The organism is Streptomyces cyaneofuscatus (assembly GCF_033109485.1).
GTDB classification, from domain to species: domain Bacteria; phylum Actinomycetota; class Actinomycetes; order Streptomycetales; family Streptomycetaceae; genus Streptomyces; species Streptomyces cyaneofuscatus.
Window position 1 is genome coordinate 7,239,771 of the sequence record NZ_CP137002.1, and the last position, 19,916, is coordinate 7,259,686.

At 72.8% G+C, this 19,916-nt stretch carries 23 protein-coding genes; 10 read left to right on the plus strand and 13 right to left on the minus strand.

Going from position 1 to position 19,916, the window contains the following annotated elements:
- Positions 1 to 30: 30 nt before the first annotated feature.
- The 3 genes from R2B67_RS31985 to R2B67_RS31995 form a co-directional block, all read right to left on the minus strand.
- Positions 31 to 510 (minus strand): nuclear transport factor 2 family protein, encoded by a 480-nt coding sequence (locus R2B67_RS31985; protein WP_317822964.1) that lies wholly within the window; start codon positions 508 to 510, stop codon positions 31 to 33.
- Positions 511 to 582: 72 nt separating this feature from the next.
- Positions 583 to 1,449, minus strand: coding sequence for a universal stress protein (locus R2B67_RS31990; RefSeq protein WP_317822965.1), 867 nt, complete (start codon positions 1,447 to 1,449; stop codon positions 583 to 585).
- 36 nt (positions 1,450 to 1,485) lie between these two features.
- Positions 1,486 to 2,508, minus strand: a complete 1,023-nt coding sequence (locus R2B67_RS31995; RefSeq protein ID WP_317822967.1) for a ferric reductase-like transmembrane domain-containing protein — start codon at positions 2,506 to 2,508, stop codon at positions 1,486 to 1,488.
- A gap of 221 nt (positions 2,509 to 2,729) precedes the next feature.
- Between R2B67_RS31995 and R2B67_RS32000 the strand changes: the two genes are divergently transcribed.
- Both R2B67_RS32000 and R2B67_RS32005 read left to right on the plus strand, forming a co-directional pair.
- Positions 2,730 to 3,380 (plus strand): hypothetical protein, encoded by a 651-nt coding sequence (locus R2B67_RS32000; RefSeq protein ID WP_317822969.1) that lies wholly within the window; start codon positions 2,730 to 2,732, stop codon positions 3,378 to 3,380.
- A 185-nt stretch (positions 3,381 to 3,565) separates the two neighbouring features.
- Entirely contained in the window at positions 3,566 to 4,222 is a 657-nt protein-coding gene (locus R2B67_RS32005; protein ID WP_317822971.1) for a sigma-70 family RNA polymerase sigma factor, read from the plus strand.
- On the opposite strand, the gene R2B67_RS32010 is transcribed toward R2B67_RS32005, so the two are convergent.
- From R2B67_RS32010 to R2B67_RS32025, 4 genes are read right to left on the minus strand one after another with little or no spacing between them, the layout of a single operon-like run.
- Positions 4,211 to 5,431, minus strand: a complete 1,221-nt coding sequence (locus R2B67_RS32010) for an MFS transporter (protein ID WP_317822973.1) — start codon at positions 5,429 to 5,431, stop codon at positions 4,211 to 4,213. The genes R2B67_RS32005 and R2B67_RS32010 overlap by 12 nt on opposite strands.
- 7 nt (positions 5,432 to 5,438) lie before the next feature.
- Complete coding sequence (locus R2B67_RS32015; RefSeq protein ID WP_317822975.1) at positions 5,439 to 6,665, minus strand: ATP-grasp domain-containing protein; 1,227 nt, start codon at positions 6,663 to 6,665, stop codon at positions 5,439 to 5,441.
- Positions 6,662 to 7,762, minus strand: a complete 1,101-nt coding sequence (locus R2B67_RS32020) for a pyridoxal-phosphate dependent enzyme (protein ID WP_317822977.1) — start codon at positions 7,760 to 7,762, stop codon at positions 6,662 to 6,664. Before R2B67_RS32020 ends, R2B67_RS32015 begins: the two co-directional genes overlap by 4 nt.
- Positions 7,759 to 8,499 carry a class I SAM-dependent methyltransferase gene (locus tag R2B67_RS32025; protein ID WP_317822979.1) on the minus strand — a complete coding sequence of 247 codons (741 nt, stop codon included), beginning with the start codon at positions 8,497 to 8,499 and terminating at the stop codon, positions 7,759 to 7,761. Before R2B67_RS32025 ends, R2B67_RS32020 begins: the two co-directional genes overlap by 4 nt.
- A 169-nt stretch (positions 8,500 to 8,668) precedes the next feature.
- Between R2B67_RS32025 and R2B67_RS32030 the strand changes: the two genes are divergently transcribed.
- Complete coding sequence (locus R2B67_RS32030; RefSeq protein WP_317822980.1) at positions 8,669 to 9,226, plus strand: AAA family ATPase; 558 nt, start codon at positions 8,669 to 8,671, stop codon at positions 9,224 to 9,226.
- Positions 9,227 to 9,354: 128 nt separating this feature from the next.
- Here the strand turns inward: R2B67_RS32030 and R2B67_RS32035 are convergent, their stop codons facing one another.
- Both R2B67_RS32035 and R2B67_RS32040 read right to left on the minus strand, forming a co-directional pair.
- The gene (locus R2B67_RS32035) at positions 9,355 to 10,227 is read right to left on the minus strand and encodes an undecaprenyl-diphosphate phosphatase (RefSeq protein WP_018516128.1); all 873 of its coding nucleotides are present in this window, start codon (positions 10,225 to 10,227) and stop codon (positions 9,355 to 9,357) included.
- Positions 10,228 to 10,447: 220 nt separating this feature from the next.
- Positions 10,448 to 11,170, minus strand: a complete 723-nt coding sequence (locus tag R2B67_RS32040) for a TVP38/TMEM64 family protein (RefSeq protein WP_030567353.1) — start codon at positions 11,168 to 11,170, stop codon at positions 10,448 to 10,450.
- A 49-nt stretch (positions 11,171 to 11,219) separates the two neighbouring features.
- On the opposite strand from R2B67_RS32040, the gene R2B67_RS32045 reads away from it, so the two are divergent.
- From R2B67_RS32045 to R2B67_RS32060, 4 genes are all read left to right on the plus strand, one after another.
- Positions 11,220 to 11,936: a DNA alkylation repair protein gene (locus tag R2B67_RS32045; RefSeq protein ID WP_317822984.1), complete on the plus strand. Its 717-nt coding sequence runs from the start codon at positions 11,220 to 11,222 to the stop codon at positions 11,934 to 11,936.
- 85 nt (positions 11,937 to 12,021) lie between these two features.
- On the plus strand, positions 12,022 to 12,168 hold the full coding sequence (locus R2B67_RS32050; RefSeq protein ID WP_317822986.1) for a hypothetical protein: 147 nt from the start codon (positions 12,022 to 12,024) through the stop codon (positions 12,166 to 12,168).
- Between the two features lie 100 nt (positions 12,169 to 12,268).
- Positions 12,269 to 13,444: an elongation factor Tu gene (gene tuf, locus R2B67_RS32055; protein ID WP_317822988.1), complete on the plus strand. Its 1,176-nt coding sequence runs from the start codon at positions 12,269 to 12,271 to the stop codon at positions 13,442 to 13,444.
- A gap of 61 nt (positions 13,445 to 13,505) precedes the next feature.
- Complete coding sequence (locus R2B67_RS32060; RefSeq protein WP_317822990.1) at positions 13,506 to 14,351, plus strand: spermidine synthase; 846 nt, start codon at positions 13,506 to 13,508, stop codon at positions 14,349 to 14,351.
- A gap of 113 nt (positions 14,352 to 14,464) precedes the next feature.
- Here the strand turns inward: R2B67_RS32060 and R2B67_RS32065 are convergent, their stop codons facing one another.
- Complete coding sequence (locus tag R2B67_RS32065; RefSeq protein WP_317822992.1) at positions 14,465 to 15,556, minus strand: DUF8017 domain-containing protein; 1,092 nt, start codon at positions 15,554 to 15,556, stop codon at positions 14,465 to 14,467.
- A gap of 156 nt (positions 15,557 to 15,712) precedes the next feature.
- Between R2B67_RS32065 and R2B67_RS32070 the strand changes: the two genes are divergently transcribed.
- Positions 15,713 to 16,150: a DUF4442 domain-containing protein gene (locus tag R2B67_RS32070; RefSeq protein ID WP_018516122.1), complete on the plus strand. Its 438-nt coding sequence runs from the start codon at positions 15,713 to 15,715 to the stop codon at positions 16,148 to 16,150.
- Between the two features lie 83 nt (positions 16,151 to 16,233).
- Here R2B67_RS32070 and R2B67_RS32075 read toward each other — a convergent pair whose 3' ends face one another.
- Positions 16,234 to 16,764, minus strand: a complete 531-nt coding sequence (locus R2B67_RS32075) for a gamma carbonic anhydrase family protein (RefSeq protein ID WP_317822994.1) — start codon at positions 16,762 to 16,764, stop codon at positions 16,234 to 16,236.
- Positions 16,765 to 16,937: 173 nt separating this feature from the next.
- On the opposite strand from R2B67_RS32075, the gene R2B67_RS32080 reads away from it, so the two are divergent.
- Entirely contained in the window at positions 16,938 to 17,693 is a 756-nt protein-coding gene (locus tag R2B67_RS32080; protein WP_317822996.1) for an acyltransferase, read from the plus strand.
- A 59-nt stretch (positions 17,694 to 17,752) separates the two neighbouring features.
- On the plus strand, positions 17,753 to 18,307 hold the full coding sequence (locus tag R2B67_RS32085) for a YbaK/EbsC family protein (RefSeq protein WP_317822998.1): 555 nt from the start codon (positions 17,753 to 17,755) through the stop codon (positions 18,305 to 18,307).
- 11 nt (positions 18,308 to 18,318) lie between these two features.
- Here R2B67_RS32085 and R2B67_RS32090 read toward each other — a convergent pair whose 3' ends face one another.
- Together R2B67_RS32090 and R2B67_RS32095 are read right to left on the minus strand one after the other, a co-directional pair.
- Positions 18,319 to 19,002 (minus strand): hypothetical protein, encoded by a 684-nt coding sequence (locus R2B67_RS32090; RefSeq protein WP_317823000.1) that lies wholly within the window; start codon positions 19,000 to 19,002, stop codon positions 18,319 to 18,321.
- An 89-nt stretch (positions 19,003 to 19,091) separates the two neighbouring features.
- Positions 19,092 to 19,910 carry an AAC(3) family N-acetyltransferase gene (locus R2B67_RS32095; protein WP_317823002.1) on the minus strand — a complete coding sequence of 273 codons (819 nt, stop codon included), beginning with the start codon at positions 19,908 to 19,910 and terminating at the stop codon, positions 19,092 to 19,094.
- Between the last annotated feature and the right edge of the window lie 6 nt (positions 19,911 to 19,916).

Below are 19,916 nucleotides of genomic sequence, written 5' to 3' on the forward strand. Positions count from 1 at the left end.
GGACACCCCCGGCCGAAGGACGCGTGCGCGTCAGGCCGCTCCGGGCGCCCGGCGCCACTTCTCGTGGACGGTGACCGTACGGATCCGCCAGCCCGGGTCCGTACGGTGCAGCTCAAAGGTGTACCGCCCGCCGGAGACGAAGTCGGGTGCGGTGTCATCGGACCCTGAGGCCCCGCCCTCCCGCGCCAGGCGCATCGGGTTCAGGTAGTCGGCCCGCACCTGGGCCCGGTCGCCCGGGTAGCCGCCCAGGTCCTGGAGGTCGATGCGCCGGTTGACGATCAGGTGCTGGCGCATCGCGAACAGGCGCATCGTGCCCGTGAGCCAGCGCGCGATCTCGTCCGCCGGGCCCTCCACTCCGCCCGCGCCCGTGTAGTCGGCGCGGCCGTCCGGGGTGAACAGGGCTTCGTAGGCGGGCCAGTCGCCGTCGTCCACGGTCACGGCGTATCCGGTGATCACATCATCGATGGCGAGCCGGTCCATCACGGTCGCGAGTGCCACACGCTGTGTCATCGGTCAAGTCTCGGTCAAGCCGCCCGCCACGCCAAGGGGCCTGCGCGGTCGGGCGGATGACCGCCCACCCGCTCAGCAGGGCACGACCGCGACCGGGCCCAGTGCGTGCGTGACCGTCGTCTGGGCCACCGGGGAGAGGCCGAGACCGAGCGACTCCCCGCCCTTCCGGCGACCGATCACGGTCAGGGCCGCCGTCGCGGAGGCCGTCACCAGGGTGCGCGAGGCGGACCCGTTGACCGGCTCCCGTACGACCTCCACCTGCGGGTACCGCTCCTGCCAGCCGGAGGTCACCTCGGCCAGGCCCCGCTCGGCCGAGCCCTGCGCGGACTCCCGGTCGAAGACCGGTCCGCCCGCCAGCATCGAGGAGAACATCGTCCAGCCGTGCACGATCCGCAGCCGTGCGCCGGGCCGGGCGGACGCGGTGGCGAAGGCGAACTCCAGGACCGCCTCGCTGCTCTCGTCGGCGGCCACCCCCGCCACGATGTCGGCGTACGCCTCCTCGTCCTCGGGCCGGTCGTCCTCGTCCGAGCGGCCGTCCTGCACGATGACGACCGGGCAGCTCGCCATCGACGCGGTGGCCAGGCTGTTGGAGCCGATCATCAGCGACCGGAAGCCGCCGAGCCCCCGCGAACCGACCACGACCATCGACGCGTCCCGGCTCAGCGAGACGAGAGCCGCCGCCGGGAAGTCCAGCGGGGCCAGCGTCGAGGGCCGTGACGCCGGTGCGACCAGTTCGCTCCGGCGTACGGCCTCGGCGAGCAGTTCGTCCGCCTCGTGCTGCCCGGTCTCCTCGTCGACGTTCCGGGTGAGCGGCCGGACATGGACGATCAGCAGCGGCAGGTCGCGCCGCGCGGCCTCGCGTGCGGCCCAGTCCAGCGCCTGCCGACTGTGGGTGGAACCGTCGACGGCGGCGATCACAGGAAGATCATGAGTGGTCATGGACCCGAGCGTACGGCGGTGGGCAAAGAGCGCCGGTCAGTCGTGGTTGTGGCTGGAGGAGGTGTCGTCCGGCGGCACGGTCCGCCCGCCGTCGCTCCCGCTGACCACCACCACGACCAGCGCCACCACGACGCCCACCACCGCGAGCCGGCCGCCCAGGCGCAGCGCCCAGCCGGTCCGGGAGGCGGTGGCACCGGGCGAGAGGGGCAGCTTCTCGGAGCGGCGGGCCGGGCGCAGCAGCCGGACGAGCAGCAGGGCGGCGATCGGCAGCTGGAGCAGCCACACGCTGGTGCGGAACCAGCCGTCGTACCAGACGTTCGTCCCGTACAGCAGGGTGTGCCAGACGCTCAGCACGTAGACCACGATCACGAACCGGTGCAGGACGCGCCAGGTCTTCGGGCCGATGCGGTGGCGTACGTAGAAGAGCAGGCCGAGCGGGATCGCGAGGTACAGCGCCGCCTGGCCGATCGGGATGGCGATCTGGCCGGTCCCCGAGGTGTAGCCGCCCGGGACGAACGTCTCGACGAAGGCGGTGCCCAGCGCGGAGTTCCAGGCGTCGGTGGAGTGCCGGAACAACTCGGCGCCGAACAGCAGCGCATGAGCGGTGATCAGCGCGATGGTGTTGAGGCTCGTGGTGCGGTGCAGGCGCTCCAGACGGGGGCCCGAGAGTGGCAGGCGGCCCGGGCGCTGCCCGGAGAGCAGGAGGCCGAGGATGACCGTGCCCCAGGCCCAGAGCAGCGCCGACCAGCCGAACGCCTGGCTGAGGAAGTACATCCAGAAGCCGCCCGCATCCGCCATGAACGGCATCACGGAGACCGTGGAGGAGGTCTTGTTGCGGATGCGTATGTAGAGCAGGACGAAAACGGCCGCCGTCACCAGGAGTGCCACGAGCCCGTCGGGCCAGGAGGCGCGCAGATCCGAGCCGAGGGTGGTGCGCTGGGTCGGACGGGGCTGCCGGGGGCCGGGGAGCGGGGCGTCCGGCGTGGCATCGGTCTCGGGGGATGCGGTGGGGAGTTCGGCGGCCGCTGCCGGTTCGGGTGCGGGGGGCTGGTTCGTCATGCGGCCTCTTCGGGGGCGTCGGCTGGCGGGGCGGGTGCGTCGGCCCCGGGCCACGAGGCGTGTGCGGACGCGTTGTTGGAGCAGTCGGTGGGGGAGAGGGGAAAGTTCCCCCGATGGTTGTGTGACATGAATCACAGGGGTGGCGCCTGGGGCAAACGGGGTGAACTCCCGTTGTTTCCGCATCTGCTGGTCTTCTCCACGAGGTGGGGGAGGCTGGCACGATGGCCGCCATGGGAGCCGGAACCGCACTCCGCCTCGCCCGCACCGCGCTGTTCGCGGTCGTGTGCGTCGCCGTGTCCGGGCTCGGCCATGCCCTGATGTCCGGCGGCCCCCTGCCGCTGCCGCCCCTGCTGGCCGTCCTCGTACCGGTCGCCACCGCAGGCTGGTTACTCGCCCGCCGCCCACGGAACGCCCCGGTCACCGTCTCCGCCCATGTGCTGGGCCAGTTGGGGCTGCACGCCTACTTCACCGCGTACGCCACGGGGGGAGCGCACCACGCGCACGGGGCGATGCCCCACGCCACCCACGTGGGCCCGGCCGGGGACGTCTCGCACCGGATGGAGCTGCTGGCGGCCTTCGACGCCTCGGTGTTCACCACCGGCATGGCCGCCTCCCACGCCGTCGCCGGGCTGATCTGCGGCTGGTGGCTGTGGCGCGGCGAGGTGGCGCTCGCCCGACTGGGCCGCTGCCTCGCCTACTTCGTACGGACTCCGCTGCGGACGGCCTGGCGCCTCTGGTCGGCGACGCCCCTCGACGGGGTCCCGTCCCCTCGGCCGCGCACCCGCCGCCGGCCGGGCCGCCGCCTTCAGGACCTCCTCGCCCTGCACGCCATCTCCCGGCGCGGTCCACCGCTTCCCGTCCCCTCCCTGTGACTTCCCGCCGCCCACCCGGTTCCGTGTGACCCGGTGGCGGTACGGGTGTGCGCCCGCGCCCACACCCGTGACAGGCATGCCGTTACCGCCGGACCCGCCCCTCCCGGGCCCGTCCATGCGGCCGGCCATGCGAAGCCGTGTGCCGACGACCGTGCCACGGCTCCGCCAGGACGCGAAGGACTGCTGTGACCCTTACTGCCACCCCCCTCCCCGCCGGGCCGCCCGTCACCCCGGCGCCCCGGCCCCGGGTGTACGCCACCCGGCAGAACGACGTCCAGATCACCGACTGGGCGCTGGCCGCGGGCGGCGGCGACCGGGAGGCCGCCGACCGCTTCGTCCGGGCGACCTACGAGGACGTCCGCCGGTTCGTCGCCTACCTCAGCGCCGACGTCCCCGGCGCCGACGACCTCGCCCAGGAGACCTACCTGCGGGCGATGAGCGGACTGGCCCGCTTCGCCGGACGCTCCTGCGCCCGCACCTGGCTCCTCTCCATCGCCCGGCGCGTCGTCATCGACCGCCACCGCACCGCCGCCGTCCGCCCCCGGACCGCCGACACCGCCGACTGGCAGGTCGCGGCGGAACGGGCCCAGCCGCGCCACCTCCCCGGCTTCGACGAGTCCGTCGCGGTCTTCGACGCCCTCGGCCACCTGGACCCGGCGCGCCGCCAGGCCTTCGTCCTCACCCAGGTGCTCGGGCTCTCCTACGAGGAGGCGGCGGACGCGGCGGGCTGCCCCGTCGGCACGGTGCGCTCCCGCGTGGCGCGCGCCCGCCGGGAGCTGGCCGGGCAGTGGCGTACGGAACCGCGGGAGCGGGTGACGGTGGCCGCCGGTTCAGCCACGTAGCTCCGAGGCCGTCTCCGCCCGGGGCTCCGGCCGGCCCCGGGCGGTACGGCGGCCGCCGTACATCAGCAGCACCGGCAGCAGCAGGCACTGCAGGCCGACCGCCACCCAGAACGCCCGCGCCGAACCCGCCGACTCCGCCGCCGCGTACAGCTGCCCGCCCACCACCCCGCTGGCGAACGCCCCGATGCCCGCCGCGAGCCGCTGCCGCCCGAACACGGTGGCCGGGGAAGCGGAGCTGCGGGCCAGCGCCTCCAGGTCGTTCTTCAGGAAGAGCACGATCTCGCCGACGCAGAGCAGCGCCCCGCCCACCGCGATGCCCGTGTGCCCGCCCCCGGCGATGGCCGCCATCCCCGCCGCCATGGCCCCGAACCCCCACCGCAGCGCGGCCGGGTAGCTCAGGGCGGCGATCCACTCCGCCAGCAGCGGCTGGGCCACGACGAGGAGGGCCGCGTACCCCATCAGGACCACGCCGTAGAAGCCCGCCGAGGTCCGGGGGACCGCGTACAGCGCCAGGTAGTGCTGGAAGAACATGAACGCGTAGACGCTCACCACCGTGACCAGGAACGGCGAAAGACCGGACTGCCGTTCGCCGTTCCCGGGCTCCTGGGAGGCGACCGTCTCCGGGCGGGCCTCCTCGCGCGGCAGGAACGCGTGTCCCACCCCCACCAGCGCGAACAGCCCCGCCACGCACGTGAAAAGCACCCCGGGGGAGCCCATCACCAGCGGCGCGGCGGCCGGGGGGCCGAGCGCCATCCCCGCGTTGAACGCCGAACTGCTCGCCGACAGCAGCCGCGGCCGGTCCGCGTCCGGTGAACCGGCCACCATATAGGCCTTGTTGGCCGGGAGGTAGAGTGCCGCGCCCGCCGACACCAGCAACAGCGCGCCGGTCGCCAGGACGGGACTGGTCAGCCCCGGTACGAACGCGGCGAATCCGGCCGTCCGCAGGGCCAGCGCCAGCAGCATCGACCGCCGCAGCCCGATCCGAGCGGCGACCGGCCCCGCGACCACGCCCCCGGCGAACTGGATCAGCGAGGCCACCGCCAGGACGAACCCGACCGTGCCGAGCCCGAGGCCGAGCCGCTGGTGGAGCAGGACCGACATGTACGGCAGCACGGCGAAGCTGCCCAGCGTGATCAGGAACGAGCCCGCCAGCAGGAACCCTTGCGGAGCGGTGAACCGCTGCTGCTTCGGGGCCCGTTCGATGCTCACCCCGCCCTCACGGCGTGTCCGCGATCACCGGACGCACCCGGACCGCCGCGCTCCACGCCCGGTGCTGGGCCAGCTCCGCCGTCGCCGCCTCGGCCAGCACCATGCCCGTGCACCCGCGCTGATCGCCCACGTGCGGCAGGTGCTCGCCCGGTTCGCGTACGGGGAACCACTCCACGGACCCGGGAAAGGCGGCGAGTTCACCGAGACCGTGCCAGCCCTTCAGCACGCCCGGCCGGTCCGCGTAGACGAGGACGAAGCCGTACGCGAGGCCCTGACCGCCTCCGAGCGGGGCGTCCAGCAGAGTCGGGCGGCGGCCGAGCGCCTCGTCCGTCATCGCCGTGTACACATTGGTGCCCAGCGTCCGGCAGAGCACCTCGCCGACCAGCGCACCGCCGATCCGCCGGTTGACCTCCACCAACTCCGGCCCCTCGGCGGTCAGGATGAACTCCACATGAGCGAACCCCCGCCCGTGCCCGGCCACTTCGAGGACCTGCCCCACCCACGCCTCGATCGCGTCCCGCTCCCCGTCCGGCAGCGCCACCGGGAAGGCCGCGACCTCCTCCCGTACCACCGCCGACCGGGACGTCTGGCGGCTCAGCACCCCCAGCAGCCGGGTGGTCCCCTCCCAGCTCAGGGTCTCCGCGCTGTACAGCGGACCGGCGAGGAACGACTCCGCGAACAGCGCCCCCTTCAGCGGCTGTCGCTCCGCCTCCGCCAGCGCCCGGTGCAGCGCCTCCTCGTCGTGCACGATCCACACGCCCCGCGACGAGGTGCCCGCCGAGTCCTTCAGCACGGCGGGGAGTCCGACCGTACGCAGGACCGCCTGGGCCCCTTCCGGCCCGGGCGGTACGGCCACGGCGGCCGACCGGCTCAGCCCCCGCTCGTACAGCGCCTCCCGGACCCGGCGCTTGTCCCGCAGCAGCCGGACCGCCTCCGGGTCCGGGCCCGGGAGCCCCAGCTCGGCGGCGAGAGAGGCGGCCGGGACGCTCCAGGTGTCCGTCGTGTTGATCAGGCCGGCCAGGGACGGGAGGGCGGCCAGCGCGCGGCGGACCGCTTCCGGGTCGTCGGTGTCGACATCGACGACGTCCAGCGCGTCGGCCGGCAGGGTGGCCAGCTCGTGCCGGTACACCGAGCGGTCACCGGTGAGCAGGCACAGCCGGTGCCCGGTCTCCGCGGCGGCCTCGGCCATCCGGCCGAGCCCGAAGGACAGGGACTCCAGAGCGGCGATCGTCATGGCTGCATCTCCACGGTCGGTACGGGGGCGGGGGCACCGCCCTGTTCGGGCAGGCGGGCGGCCTCGGGTGCGGCGCGCCGGCCCCACTCCATCACCGACCACGGCGGCCGCAGGGCGTCCAGCGACGCGATCGGGCGGGGCCGCAGTCCGGCCGGGTCCAGCGCCTCGGCGTGCCGGGTGAACACCCGCTCGGCGTACCGGTGTCCGGTGTCGGCGCCCAGCACGAGGTGCAGCCGGCCCGGGTCGCGCGCCGCCTCCCAGGAGGCCGCCAGATGCGCCGCCCCGGTGGAGAGCCCGGCGAACACCGCGTGCCGGCGCAGCAGTCCGACCGCTCCGGCCATCGCATGGCGGAAGTCCAGCCAGTGGACGGTGTCGTACAGCTCGTGGTGGACGTTCCCGAAGGGGATGGAGCTGCCGATGCCCGCGATGATCGCCTCCGGGTCGCTGAACTGCTCGCTGGCGAAGGTGACGCTGCCGAACGGCTGGATCCCCACCAGCCGCACCGCCCGCCCCGACTCCCGTAGCGCGCGGGCCAGTCCACCGGTCGAGGCGCCCGTGCCGACCGCGCCCACGACGGTCAGCGGGCCCTCGGGCAGGGAGGCGTCGAGGAGTTCGGCGAACTCCCGGTACCCCTCGTGGTGCACGGCGTCGTGGTACTGCCGCATCCAGTGGAAGTCCGGCCGTTCGGCCAGGAGTTGCCGCACATGGCGCACGCGCAGCTCTTGGTCCAGCCGCAGGCTCTGCGACGGCGGCATCTTGTCCACGGTCGCGCCGAGGATCTCCAACTGGGCGAGCATCGTGGCATCGACGGTGGTGGACGCCACGATGTGGCAGCGCAGCCCGTAACGGTGACACGCCATGGCCAGCGCCACCGCGTAGATGCCGCTGGAGCTGTCCACCAGCGTCTGCCCGGGCACCACCCGGCCCCGGCGCAGCAGCGAACGGACCGCGCCGAGCGCCGCGTACACCTTCATCGTCTCGAACCGCGCGAGCACCACCTCACCGTCCAGCCGGATCAGATCCGGGGTCTTCACGGCGTCGGTGATGTGCTCGTGGACGGTCGCGGTGGCGGCCGACTGCCGCGCCCCGGAACTCACTTGCGCCGCCCGCGGACGATGAGCCGGTCGGAGTGCTGGTTGTACCCCGAACCGTCGAAGCCGCCGAAGCACTCCACGTCGGTGAAGCCGGCCTCCTCGAAGAGGGCGTCCAGCTCGGCGGCGGAGTAGAGCCAGGAGTGGATGGAGGCGGTACGGGCCGAACCCCCGCGCACCAGCGTCCAGTCGGTGCGCAGCCGCCGCCAGCTGTCGAGGACCGTGTCGCGCTGGACTACGTACGCGCCGTCCGGCAGGTCCACCACCTTCGGCCGCCCGATCCAGCCCGCCAGCACCTCCTTGCCCATCACGTCGACCAGCAGCTGGCCACCGGGCGCCAGGCTCTCGTGGGCGTTGCGGAGCACCTGGAGGTTGTCCTCGGCGTCCTCGAAGTAGCCGAACGAGGTGAAGACGTTCAGCACGACGTCGAAGGCGCCGGGCTCCGCGTACGTGAGCATGTCGGCCCGCTCCAGACGGACCTCGGCCCCCGCCGCGTCGCAGGTGTTCCGGGCCCGCTCCAGCATCGAGGGAGACAGGTCGACGCCCGTCACCGCGTACCCGCGCGCCGCCAGCGGCACCACGAACAGGCCCGGTCCGCACGCCAGGTCCAGCACCCGTGAACCCGGTGGGAAGTCCAGCAGGGGCGAGGAGGCGACAAGGGCGGCGGCGGACTCGGCCCGAGCGGGCGGGAACATCGTCGAGGCGAAATCGGACCAGAGCGTCTCGTCCTCGTACCAGTGCATGCCTCTCGGCCTCCTCCCGGCCCTCGTAGGGCCGTCGCGCCGCCGCGGCTGTTCGCCGGGCTCGTCCTCCAGTAGTCGGCGGCCCGGGCCGGGAAGTTCCCGCCCGGGAGGTGTCCTACGATCACCGGGCGGAGGCGGGCCGGACCGCCTGCGGAGGGAGCCGAGGACGATGAGCTGGACCGAAGTGCCGGTGGACACCGAACCGGCGGCGGGAGCCGTCCTGCTGAGCGGTATCCCGGGCAGCGGCAAGTCCACCGTGGCCGCCGCGCTCGCCGCCCGGTTCGCCGCCTCGGCCCACATCGAGGTGGACGCCCTCCAGGAGCTCATCGTCACGGGTGGGCGCTGGCCCTCCCCGGAGCGGGACGAGGAGGCGGACCGGCAGATCTTCCTCCGGGCCCGTAACGCCTGCCTGCTGGCGGACAGCTTCGTCAGCGCCGGATTTCTGCCGGTCATCGACGACGTGGTCGTCCGCCGGGCCCACCTCGACTTCTACCGGCGGCAGGCCGCCGTCGGACCGCTGCACTGCGTGGTGCTCGCCCCGGGCGCCGCGAAGGCGGGGGAGCGCAACCTCGCCCGGGACAAGACGCTCACCACGGACTGGTCGTTCCTGGACACGGCGATGCGCGCCGAACTGACCGGCGAGGGCATCTGGATCGACAACGCGGAGCTGACCGTCGAGGAGACGGTGGACGCGGTCCTCGCGGCGACGGGCCTCACGGACCGCTGAACCGGCGGCGGGGCGGCGTTGTCAGACCCCCGTTCTACGGTGGTGACATCTATCCGCGCTGCTGGCTGCTGCGCTGCTGGATCGGCCCCGCCCGGCTGCTCCCGGGCGGGGCCGCACAACGGAAGACGTCAGCCCGCCGACTCACCCGCGTGCGGGCTCAGCGCACCGGTGGAGACGAGGATGAAGATGAGGATGCCGAGCGCCACCCGGTAGTAGACGAACGGCATGAAGCTCTTGGTCGTGATGAACTTCATGAACCACGCGATCACGGCATATCCGACGAAGAACGCCACGACGGTCGCGAAGATCGTCGGCCCCCAGGAGACATGGCCCTCGCCCACGTCCTTCAGCTCGTACGCGCCCGACGCGAGCACCGCGGGGATGGCCAGCAGGAAAGAGTAACGGGCGGCGGACTCACGGGTGTAGCCCATCAGCAGGCCACCGCTGATGGTCGCGCCGGAGCGCGAGACACCGGGGATCAGGGCCATCGCCTGGCAGAACCCGTAGATCAGACCGTCCCGGATGCCCAGGTCCTTGAGCGTCTTGCGCTCCTTCACCGCGCGGTGCTTGCCGCCGTCCTCGTCGCGCGCGGCCAGCCTGTCGGCGATGCCGAGGACGATGCCCATGACGATCAGCGTCGTCGCGATCAGCCGCAGGTCGCGGAAGGGGCCCTCGATCTGGTCCTTGAGCGTGATGCCGAGCACGCCGATGGGGATCGAGCCCACGATGACCAGCCAGCCCATCTGGGCGTCGTGGTCGGCGCGCATCTCCTTGTCCGTCAGCGAGCGGAACCAGGCCGACACGATCCGGGCGATGTCCTTGCGGAAGTAGATCAGCACCGCCGCCTCCGTGCCGATCTGGCTGATCGCGGTGAAGGCGGCCCCCGGGTCGTGCCAGCCGGCGAACGCGGCGGTCAGCCGCAGATGGGCGCTGGAGGAGATCGGCAGGAACTCGGTCAGTCCCTGAACGAGTCCCAGAACAAATGATTCGAACCAGCTCATGGGGCTTTGGCCATCCCGGAAATGATCGTGCATCGGCCAGGGACGACTGGGCCCGTCGGCAGAGTGCGGCGTACGGAGTGCGGAACACGGCGTGCGGATTACGGCGTGCGGACCACGGAGTGCGGCCGCGGACATCGCGGACATCGAGGTCGCGGGAAGCGTATCGCCTGTAGGTGAACGTCAGGATGACCGCAGCGGTCATCCACGTGCCGCCGTACGTTCAGTTGTCCGGCGTGTCCCGGCCGAGCCGGTGGCGCTTGCGCCAGGCCACCAGCGCGCCGCCGAGACCGGACACCACGATGAACCCCATCGCCGCCAGGAACAGGGGCGAGGTCGGCGAGGCGGCCTCGCTGCCCGCTATGACGTACGCCGCCGTGTTCGGGATGGAGCCGAGTCCGGTGGCCAGCAGGAAGGGCGGGTAGCCCATCCGGGAGGTCGCCGCGCAGTAGTTGGCGGCGGCGAACGGGACGCCGGGGAAGAGGCGGAGCGCCAGCACCGAACGGAAGCCGTGCCGGCTCAGCACCCCGTCGGCGGCGGTGAGGACCTTGCCGCGCAGCAGCGTGCGCAGCGCGTCCTGGCCCAGCACCCGGCCCAGCAGGAACGAGACGCCCGCACCGAGCACCGTCCCCGCCAGGGCCGCCGCGAGGCCCAACTGCGCGCCGAAGAGCGCCCCCGCCGCCAGGTTGAGGAGCGGACGCGGCACGAACGCCACGGTCAGCGCCCCGTACGCGAGTCCGAACAGCAGCGCCGCACCGCCGCCGGTCAGCTGCTCCGGCCAGCCCGACGCCAGCAGTCTCTGTGGCTCGAACAGCAGCATCGTCGAAGCGGCGCCGAGCAGCACGGCGACGAGCAGCGAGAACCGGGACCAGGGGGAGAGCAGCCCCTTCGAACGACGAAGGGCCGTGGCGCCGGCGGGCCGGGCGGTGGGGACGGGGTCGAACATTCGGGGAGAGTAACCGAAAACGGTGTCTGATCGTCGTAATGTGCGTCGCGTGGACCCCGCAGCAGCCCCCGCCCCCGCCGTACCGGACAGCCCGCTCGCCGACGCCGTCCTCGCCCGGTTGACCGAGCTGTACCCCCCGGCCGCCGACCCTGTACAGGCCGAGGGCGCCGCCGCGTACATGAAGCACATCGCCCCGTTCCTCGGCATCCCCACCCCACGGCGCCGGGCCCTGTCGAAGGCCGTGCTGGCGGGCACCGGGCGGCCCGACGAGCAGGACTGCACGGCGATCGCGCTGCGCTGCTGGGGGCTGCCCGAGCGCGAGTACCAGTACTTCGCCGTCGACTACCTCCGCCGGTACGTGGCCTCCTGCTCCTCCGGGTTCCTGCCCGTCCTGCGCCACCTCGTCACCACCACCCCCTGGTGGGACACGGTCGATCTGCTCGCCGCCCATGTCGCCGGGCCGCTGGTCTCCGCCGACCCGGCGCTCGCCCGCGCGATGGACCGGTGGATCGACGACGAGAACCTGTGGGCCGCCCGGACCGCCCTGCTCCACCAGCTCCGGTACAAGGACGCCACCGACACCGACCGGCTCTTCGGCTACTGCCTGCGCCGCGCGGATCACCCGGACTTCTTCATCCGCAAGGCGATCGGCTGGGCGCTGCGGGAGTACGCGAAGACCGATCCCACCGCCGTACGCGACTTCGTCGAGGGCGCCCGGGACCGCCTGTCACCGCTGTCGGTGCGCGAGGCGCTCAAAAACCTCTGAGGCGCGGGAAAGCCACCGGAAAACCGGCGGGGAAGCCACCGGAAAACCATTCGACGCGGCGGTCCCGCCCGGACATGATCAGGGCATGTTCCGGTACGCCTTCCTCGCAGCACGGCCCGCAGTCGCGGCCGCGCCGAAGGCTGCCGTGAACGACATGGCCGCAGCCACCACCGCAGCCCTCGACGCAGCCTTCACCGCTGCCGCAGCGCCCCTCGGCGGCGCCCGAAGCTGACCCTCCCCCGACAGTCCGGCGGACCCCGCAAGGGGAGGGTCGGCGGGGCCCTGGGGTCTTCATCTCTTCTCAGCTTCGAGTGCTTCAGAAGGAACGAGCCATGTCCAAGACGGCTTACGTGCGCACCAAGCCGCACCTCAACATCGGCACCATGGGCCACGTCGACCACGGCAAGACCACCCTCACCGCCGCCATCACCAAGGTCCTCAGCGAGCGCGGTGGCAGCTCCACCTCCTACGTGTCGTTCGACCGGATCGACCGGGCCCCCGAGGAGGCCCAGCGCGGCATCACCATCAACATCGCGCACGTCGAGTACGAGACCGACACCCGCCACTACGCGCACGTCGACATGCCCGGTCACGCGGACTACATCAAGAACATGGTCACGGGAGCGGCGCAGCTCGACGGGGCGATCCTCGTCGTCTCCGCGCTCGACGGCATCATGCCGCAGACCGCCGAGCACGTCCTGCTGGCCCGTCAGGTCGGCGTCGACCACATCGTCGTCGCCCTCAACAAGGCCGACGCGGGCGACCCCGAGCTCACCGACCTGGTCGAGCTGGAGGTCCGCGAGCTGCTCTCCGCGCACGGGTACGGCGGCGACGCCGTCCCCGTGGTCCGGGTCTCCGGGCTCAGGGCGCTGGAGGGCGACCCGCGGTGGACGGCGGCGATCGAGGGGCTGCTGGACGCCGTCGACACGTACGTACCGATCCCGGTGCGCTACACCGACGCGCCGTTCCTGCTCTCCGTGGAGAACGTCCTGACCATCACCGGCCGGGGCACGGTCGTCACCGGCGCGGTTGAGCGCGGCACTGTCCGCGTCGGGGACCGGGTCGCGGTGCTGGGCGCGGACATCGAGACGGTCGTCACCGGTCTGGAGACCTTCGGCAAGCCGATGGAGTCCGCCGAGGCCGGGGACAACTTGGCGCTGCTGCTGCGCGGCGTCGAGCGCGACCGGGTCCGCCGCGGCCATGTCGTGGCCGCGCCCGGCAGCGTCACGCCCAGCCGCCGGTTCACCGCGCAGGTGTACGTGCTGTCGACGAAGGAGGGCGGCCGGTCGACCCCGGTCACCACCGGCTACCGGCCGCAGTTCTACATCCGTACGGCGGACGTCGTCGGCGATGTCGACCTCGGCGACACGGCGGTCGCCCGCCCCGGCGACACCGTCACGATGACCGTGGAGCTGGGCCGTGACGTCCCGCTGGAGTCCGGCCTGGGCTTCGCGATCCGCGAAGGCGGCCGCACGGTCGGCGCGGGCACGGTGACCGGCCTGCTCTGAGGGCAGCCGCGGCCCGCCACCCCTGGACCTCAGGGGCGGCGGGCCGCGCGACAATGGAGGGGTGAACGAGCCGATACCCGTCATCCGCGACGTCGACTGCGGCACCGCCCGGCTGCTGCCCGATGTGGACCGAGACCGGGCCTGGCTGCTCACCGTCGACGAGGCTCCCCAGTCCTACGTGGACCTGGACGACCCGACGTACCTGGAGTTCGAGTACGTACGGCGCCTCGCGCATGTCCTGGACTGCACGGCGCCCGAGGACGCCCCGCTGGACGTCCTGCACCTCGGCGGCGGGGCGCTGACCCTGCCCCGGTACGTCGCGGCGACCCGCCCCGGCTCGCGGCAGGACGTCGTCGAGGCGGACCGGGAGCTGCTGCGGATGGTGCGGGAGCACCTGCCGCTGCCCGACGGGAGCGGCATCTCCGTGCACGCCGCCGACGCCCGGGCCCGGCTGGAGGCGGCACCGCCCGGGTCCGCCGATGTGATCGTCGCGGACGTCTTCGGCGGCTCCCGGGTCCCGGCCCACCTCACGTCGGTGGAGTACGCGCGGGCCGCCGGGCGGGTCTTGCGGCCGGACGGGATCTACGCCGCCAACCTGGCGGACAGCGCGCCGTTCGCGTTCCTCCGGTCCCAACTCGCCAACTTCGCGGCGGTCTTCGGCGAGCTGGCGCTGATCGGTGAACCGGCGGTGCTGCGCGGCCGGCGGTTCGGCAACGTGGTGCTGCTCGCCTCGCACACCCCGATCGCCACGGCGCCGCTCACCCGCCGCTGTGCCGCCGACGCCTTTCCGGCCCGGGTCACCGACGGGGCGGCGCTGGTCCGGCTCATCGGCGGGGCCCGCCCGGTGGCGGACGCGGACGCCGTCGCCTCGCCGGAGCCGCCGGACGGCGCCTTCAGCATCGGCTGAGCAGTACGGTGCCCTCCGGCCCGGGGGACAGCGTTCCCGGGCCGGAGGGCAGGCGTCAGCGGTGTGTGAGTCGCGTCAGGCCGTCAGGCGATCAGCCCTATGTCAGCCGCTCGTCAGCCGGTCGGCTTGTCGGCGGTGAGGCGGACCGTGCTCAGGATCTGCTGGATGGTGGTGTCCGGCAGCTCGCCGTCGACGCCCTTGGGGCCGTAGAGGACCCAGGTCGAGAACTCGTCGTTGCCGTTCTTGAACGAGAAGGCGATCGACTTGCCGTCGGTGTCGCACTTCTCCTTCTTGGCCAGACCCGTCGCCGTGGCGGTCACGACGCTGCCGGAGAGACCCGACTTCGTGGTGAACGGCTTGGCCGGGGCGATTTTTACTTTGTTCTTGGAGTCGGTCTGGGCGTACGCCGCCCACACCCAGGTGCCCGCCTCGGCACGCGCCGCCTCGTCGGAGTTCTTCGCCCCCCGCGCGCCCTTCGTCCCGACGCCGGCGAGCTCGGTCTCCTCCTTGTTGCCGTCCTTGTCGGAGTCGTCGACGCACCACTTGCTCTTGTAGTAAGCGGGCGCGGAGAATCCGGCGACGGGCTTGCCGGTGGGGTTCTTGGCGTCCTCGAAGCCGGCGAACACACCCGAGCTGGAGACCTCCCAGTCACCGGGCACGTCGAACTGGGTGCCCCACTTCGGGTTGGTGACGACCTTCCAGCCCGGGATGAGGGGCTTGGGGTCGCCCTCGGAGCCGCGCGGGTTCTCCACCGGCGCGGAGCTCGTGTCCTCGGACGCGCTCGGCTTCGCGCTGGGGGAGGCGGACTTCTTGTCGTCGGCGACGGTCGAGCCGCCCTCGTCGTCCTTGTCGTTCAGCACGATGACGCCGGTGACGACGGCGGCCACGACGACGGCGGTCGCCGCGACGACGGCGATGACGGTCGTCTTCTTCTTGTCACCGTCCGGCTTGGGCCCACCGGGCGGGCCCGGCACCGCGTACTGCGGGACGGTCGGCTGCTGGTAGGGATTGGGCTGTCCGTAGCCCGGCTGCCCGTATCCGGGCTGCTGTCCGTAACCCGGCTGTCCGTAGCCAGGCTGGCCCTGCTGCGGATATCCCGGTTGCTGATAGGGATTCGGCTGCTGGTACCCCGGCTGCTGGTACGGGTTCTGGTTCGAGTCCTGCGGGTTCTGCTCGCCCCCGGGCGGCTGCTGTCCTGGCCACATGGCTGGTAACCATAGATGGGTGTCGTGTGCACTGCTACGGGCACCCCTGTCCCAGTGCTGTCCCGGTGCTGTAACAGCGGTAGGTCCGGACCGGGCGCAGGGGATGGCCAAACATCGCTACTCATGAGTAACCTTCGTTCCATGAGCGCTGAACAGATGACCGTGGGCGAGATGCTCGTCGCGACGGTTCCGATGGCCCGGACCCTCAACCTCGAATTCCTGGAGACAACCCCCGAGCGCGCCGTCGTCCGGCTGCCGGACCAGGCGGAGTACCACAACCACGTCGGCGGGCCGCACGCCGGCGCGATGTTCACGCTCGCCGAGTCCGCCAGCGGCGCCATCGTCATCGCCGCCTTCGGCGACCAGATGTCCCGGGCCGTCCCGCTCGCCGTCAAGGCCGAGATCGGCTACAAGAAGCTCGCCATGGGCGAGGTCACCGCGACGGCCACCCTCGGCCGCCCGATCGCCGACGTCGTGGCCCAGCTCGACGCCGGGGAGCGCCCCGAGTTCCCGGTCGCCATCGAGATCCAGCGGGCGGACGGCGCGGTCACCGGCGAGATGACCGTCGTGTGGACCCTGCGCCCCAACAGCTGACGCCTGCGGGCGTACGTTCCCGGGGCCGCCGCCCCCTCCGGTCGGGGAGGGTGCGGCGGCTTCGGTATGCCTGGGTGCCGGTCTCAGCCCTCGTGCGCCGCGCGGTGGGCCTTGGCCAGCTCCACGTAACCGGCCGCGTTGAACCGGATGCCCTCCAGCTCCTCCGCCGTCAGCGGCCGCTTCACCTTGGCGGGCACGCCCGCGACCAGCGACCCCGGCGGGATCTGCATCCCCTGCGGTACGAGCGCCTGCGCCGCGACCAGGGACCCGGCGCCGATGTGCGCGCCGTTGAGCACCGTGGCGCCCATCCCCACCAGGACGTCGTCCTCGATGACGCAGCCGTGCAGGACCGCGTTGTGGCCGACCGAGACGCGCGCGCCCACGGTCAGCGGGAAGCCCGGGTCGGTGTGCACGCTGCAGTTGTCCTGGATGTTGCTGTCGGGACCGAGCGTGATGGGGCCGCAGTCGGCGCGCAGCACCGCCTGGTACCAGACGCTGGAACCGGCGGCCAGCGTCACCTCTCCGATCACCACGGAGGTCGGGGCGACGAACGCGTCCGCGTCGATGTCCGGCTCCTTGCCGCCCATGCCCGTGATCAACGCCTGTTCCGCCATGGCCTGCTCCTCGGTGGTCCGGTGCTGCTGGGGTGTGCTGCGCTTGGGGCCGTCGATCGGGATCGGGCCGCCTCACACGGTAGGCGACGGCTCCCCGCGTACGCCGGGGGGTAGGGCGAACATCACAGGTCACCGCGCGGATCGCCGCCATCCGCGCCGACTACCGTGACCCCGTGCCGAAGAACCGAAACACGTTCTCCTTCCTCGCCCGCCGACGCCGCCGCGCCGCCTCCTGGGTGGTCCACCGCGGCTGGGCATGGGCGCGGGAGGCGGGTGCCGTCACCGCCGAGCACCCGGGCCGGCTGCGCTTCGGCGCGATCGGGGAGGGGACCCGGCTCGCCTTCCCCCAGGGCACCGTCTTCGGGGAGCCGTGGATCCAGCTCGGCGGGCACTGCATCATCGGCGAGCAGGTGACCCTGACGGCCGGGATGATGCCGGACCTCGACCTGGGGCCCGAGCCGATCCTCACGCTGGGTGACGGGGTGGTGCTGGGGCGCGGCAGCCACGTCATCGCCGACACGACGGTGAGCATCGGTTCGGACACGTACTGCGGTCCGTACGTCTACATCACCTCGACGAACCACAGCTACGACGACCCGCACGAGCCCGTGGGCAAGCAGTGGCCCCGGATGGAGCCGGTGGAGATCGGCCCCGGCTGTTGGATCGGCACGGGCGCGGTGATCCTGCCCGGCGCCCGGCTCGGCCGCAATGTGGTGGTCGCCGCTGGCGCGGTCGTCCGGGGCGAGGTCCCCGACCACGCGGTGGTCGCGGGGGCCCCGGCGCGTGTCGTACGGAGGTGGGACCCGGAGAAGGGCTGGCAGCCGCCCCTGCGCACGCCGGCCCCCGTACCGATCCCGAAGGGCGTCACGCCCGAGCAGCTGCTCGCGCTGGCCGAGCTGGGGGAGGAGCAGGAGCCGGACACCCGCTGACGGCGCTCCAAGGCCCAACGCCCTGCTGGGGCAAGGCCCGTCGCCGTTAGTGTGGGCCCATGCGCGCACCCATCGGCACCTTCGAGGATGCCTCCCCCGCCTCGGAACGGCTCGACCTGCTCCCCGCCCCCGTCGTGGCGGCCCTGGCCGCCGGGTGGGGCGATGTCACCGCCGACCGGATCATCCACGTCGACTCGGACCCGGCCCTGGCCGACACCGCGGTCTTCGTCGAGCACTACGGCGCGGACCTGCTGGACACCTCGGCCAACTGCGTCGTCGTGGCGGGCAAGCGCGGCGGAGACGTCACCCTCGCCGCCTGCGTGGTGCTCTCCCGTACCCGGGTGGACGTCAATGGCGCGGTGCGCAAGCATCTCGGCGCCCGGAAGGCGTCCTTCGCGGCGATGGACACGGCGGTCGGCGAGACCGGCATGGAGTACGGCGGCATCACCCCGATCGGCCTGCCCGCCTCCTGGCCCCTCCTGCTGGACCCCGCCGTGGTGGACGAGGAGTGGGTCCTGATCGGCAGCGGCAGCCGCCGCGGCAAGCTCATCGTGCCCGGCAAGGCGCTCGCCGCTCTCCCGGGCGCCGTGGTCGTCGAGGGCCTCGGGGTCTGACGTCCCGCCCGTCAGAGAAGGGGCGGGTCGGCGCGGCGGGGTGACCGGTCGGCGCCCTTCAGCACGTCGATGACGCGCTCATGGGTGTCGCCCACCCGGTCCGTGACCCGTAAGCGCACATGAACGGTGCGGACCTCCGCCATCGCCGCCTCGGTGAACCAGCCGATCAGCATCATGCCCTGGGCCGGAAGGGGCCTGCCGACGCCGATGAAGTGCAGCGCGAAGTCCGCCCGGTCGACCGGCCCCCGCTCCTCGATCAGCCTCACGGCTACGTCCCGGCGCACCCAGCCCGCCTCGTCGTTCGCCGCATCCGTGTCCCCGGTGAGGACGACCCGGTAGCCGAGCTGTTCGACGACGGCCACGTCCTGGGCGGCATTGAGGACGCTGCACACCCAGGCGAGCCGGTCGTCGGGGGCCATGCCCTCCTTCACCTGGCCGAAGTACCCGAGTGCCGGGCGGACCGCTCGCGCGTACTGCGCCCTGGCCAGCGAGGCTCCCAGACTGCCGACCGCCGCCGTGGTGGCGGACTGGATGTCCAGCAGCTGGAGCTTCCAGGGCCAGGAGTCCGTGAGCGAGTCGGGGGCGTTCTCGCGCCACACGCTGTAGGCGAGCAGCAGCAGGGACAGATAGACGAGCCAGGTCAGCAGGCCGGACAGGACGCGATTTCTCCGCACCACCCGCTGCGATGTGTTCACGCTTCGGACCCCCCGTCGGCCGCCGTGCGAGCAGCGTCACTCTAAGGACTCCGAAGGATGTGCGATAGAGCGCCTGTTCGAGTGCCCGGTCACCGATGTTCCGTGAGCCACCCGGTGGCGAAGTCGACGGCCGCCCGCAGCCGGAGCAGCCTGCACGGCGCGGACCCGAGCCGACCCGTCCGTACGTCACCGGGGCGGGCGGCTTCCTCGAACGCCGCCCCCAGGGCCGCGAAGTCGCCGTCGTCCAGGGCGACATCCTCGTACGCCCACCACTGCCGCACGCCCCGCAGGGTCACCACACAGCGGTAGGTGCGGAGGGGAGGGTCCGGCCTGCGGTACTCGCCCAGGTGGAAGGCGGTGCAGGTGTCGTAGCCGGTGCCGAGCAGGAGGATCCTGGCGTCGGCCTCGTACAGCCGGGCGAGCGGGGAGTCCTCGCCGAGGTGGCAGTCCGGCCGGTGCCCGGCGAGCAGCTTTCCGGCGGCCGGCCCGATCGCGGCGAAGGAGGTCTGCGGATGGCCGCTGCGCTCGGCCCCCGCCGCCGTCCGCACGGCCTCGGCCAGGGCGCCCACCGAGGGGGCGGGGGTGGTCGCCGGATCGAACGGCGCCATCGACGCGCGGACGGCCTCGCGCGCCTCGGCGTCCAGGCCCCGCACACGGGCGCGGTAGTGCGGCGAGGTGTCGGAGTTCTCCGGGGTGAACGAGGGGACCACGACGGTCCCGTCCCGTCCCACGGCCCGGCGCAGGGCCGCCAGCACGGTCTCCGGCCCGCCGGAGACCGGCCCCACCGCTCGCAGGGAGGCGTGCACCAGCAGCACATCGCCGGGGCGCACGCCCAGCTCGGACAGCGCGGACAGTGTGCCGGTCAGCCGGCCGCTGCCGAGGGAGCCGTCGTCGAGAGGGTCGCTCACGGCGGG

What these genes read in the sequence shown, in the direction of transcription:
- R2B67_RS32075 (WP_317822994.1), bottom strand. Translation starts at nt 16,764, where the DNA reads ATGGCGGAACAGGCGTTGATCACGGGCATGGGCGGCAAGGAGCCGGAC.
- R2B67_RS32015 (WP_317822975.1), bottom strand. Translation starts at nt 6,665, where the DNA reads ATGACGATCGCCGCTCTGGAGTCCCTGTCCTTCGGGCTCGGCCGGATG.
- R2B67_RS31995 (WP_317822967.1), bottom strand. Translation starts at nt 2,508, where the DNA reads ATGACGAACCAGCCCCCCGCACCCGAACCGGCAGCGGCCGCCGAACTC.
- R2B67_RS31990 (WP_317822965.1), bottom strand. Translation starts at nt 1,449, where the DNA reads ATGACCACTCATGATCTTCCTGTGATCGCCGCCGTCGACGGTTCCACC.
- R2B67_RS32030 (WP_317822980.1), top strand. Translation starts at nt 8,669, where the DNA reads ATGAGCTGGACCGAAGTGCCGGTGGACACCGAACCGGCGGCGGGAGCC.
- tuf (WP_317822988.1), top strand. Translation starts at nt 12,269, where the DNA reads ATGTCCAAGACGGCTTACGTGCGCACCAAGCCGCACCTCAACATCGGC.
- R2B67_RS32070 (WP_018516122.1), top strand. Translation starts at nt 15,713, where the DNA reads ATGACCGTGGGCGAGATGCTCGTCGCGACGGTTCCGATGGCCCGGACC.
- R2B67_RS32040 (WP_030567353.1), bottom strand. Translation starts at nt 11,170, where the DNA reads ATGTTCGACCCCGTCCCCACCGCCCGGCCCGCCGGCGCCACGGCCCTT.
- R2B67_RS32065 (WP_317822992.1), bottom strand. Translation starts at nt 15,556, where the DNA reads ATGTGGCCAGGACAGCAGCCGCCCGGGGGCGAGCAGAACCCGCAGGAC.
- R2B67_RS32025 (WP_317822979.1), bottom strand. Translation starts at nt 8,499, where the DNA reads ATGCACTGGTACGAGGACGAGACGCTCTGGTCCGATTTCGCCTCGACG.
- R2B67_RS32000 (WP_317822969.1), top strand. Translation starts at nt 2,730, where the DNA reads ATGGCCGCCATGGGAGCCGGAACCGCACTCCGCCTCGCCCGCACCGCG.
- R2B67_RS32050 (WP_317822986.1), top strand. Translation starts at nt 12,022, where the DNA reads ATGTTCCGGTACGCCTTCCTCGCAGCACGGCCCGCAGTCGCGGCCGCG.
- R2B67_RS32035 (WP_018516128.1), bottom strand. Translation starts at nt 10,227, where the DNA reads ATGAGCTGGTTCGAATCATTTGTTCTGGGACTCGTTCAGGGACTGACC.
- R2B67_RS31985 (WP_317822964.1), bottom strand. Translation starts at nt 510, where the DNA reads ATGACACAGCGTGTGGCACTCGCGACCGTGATGGACCGGCTCGCCATC.
- R2B67_RS32085 (WP_317822998.1), top strand. Translation starts at nt 17,753, where the DNA reads ATGCGCGCACCCATCGGCACCTTCGAGGATGCCTCCCCCGCCTCGGAA.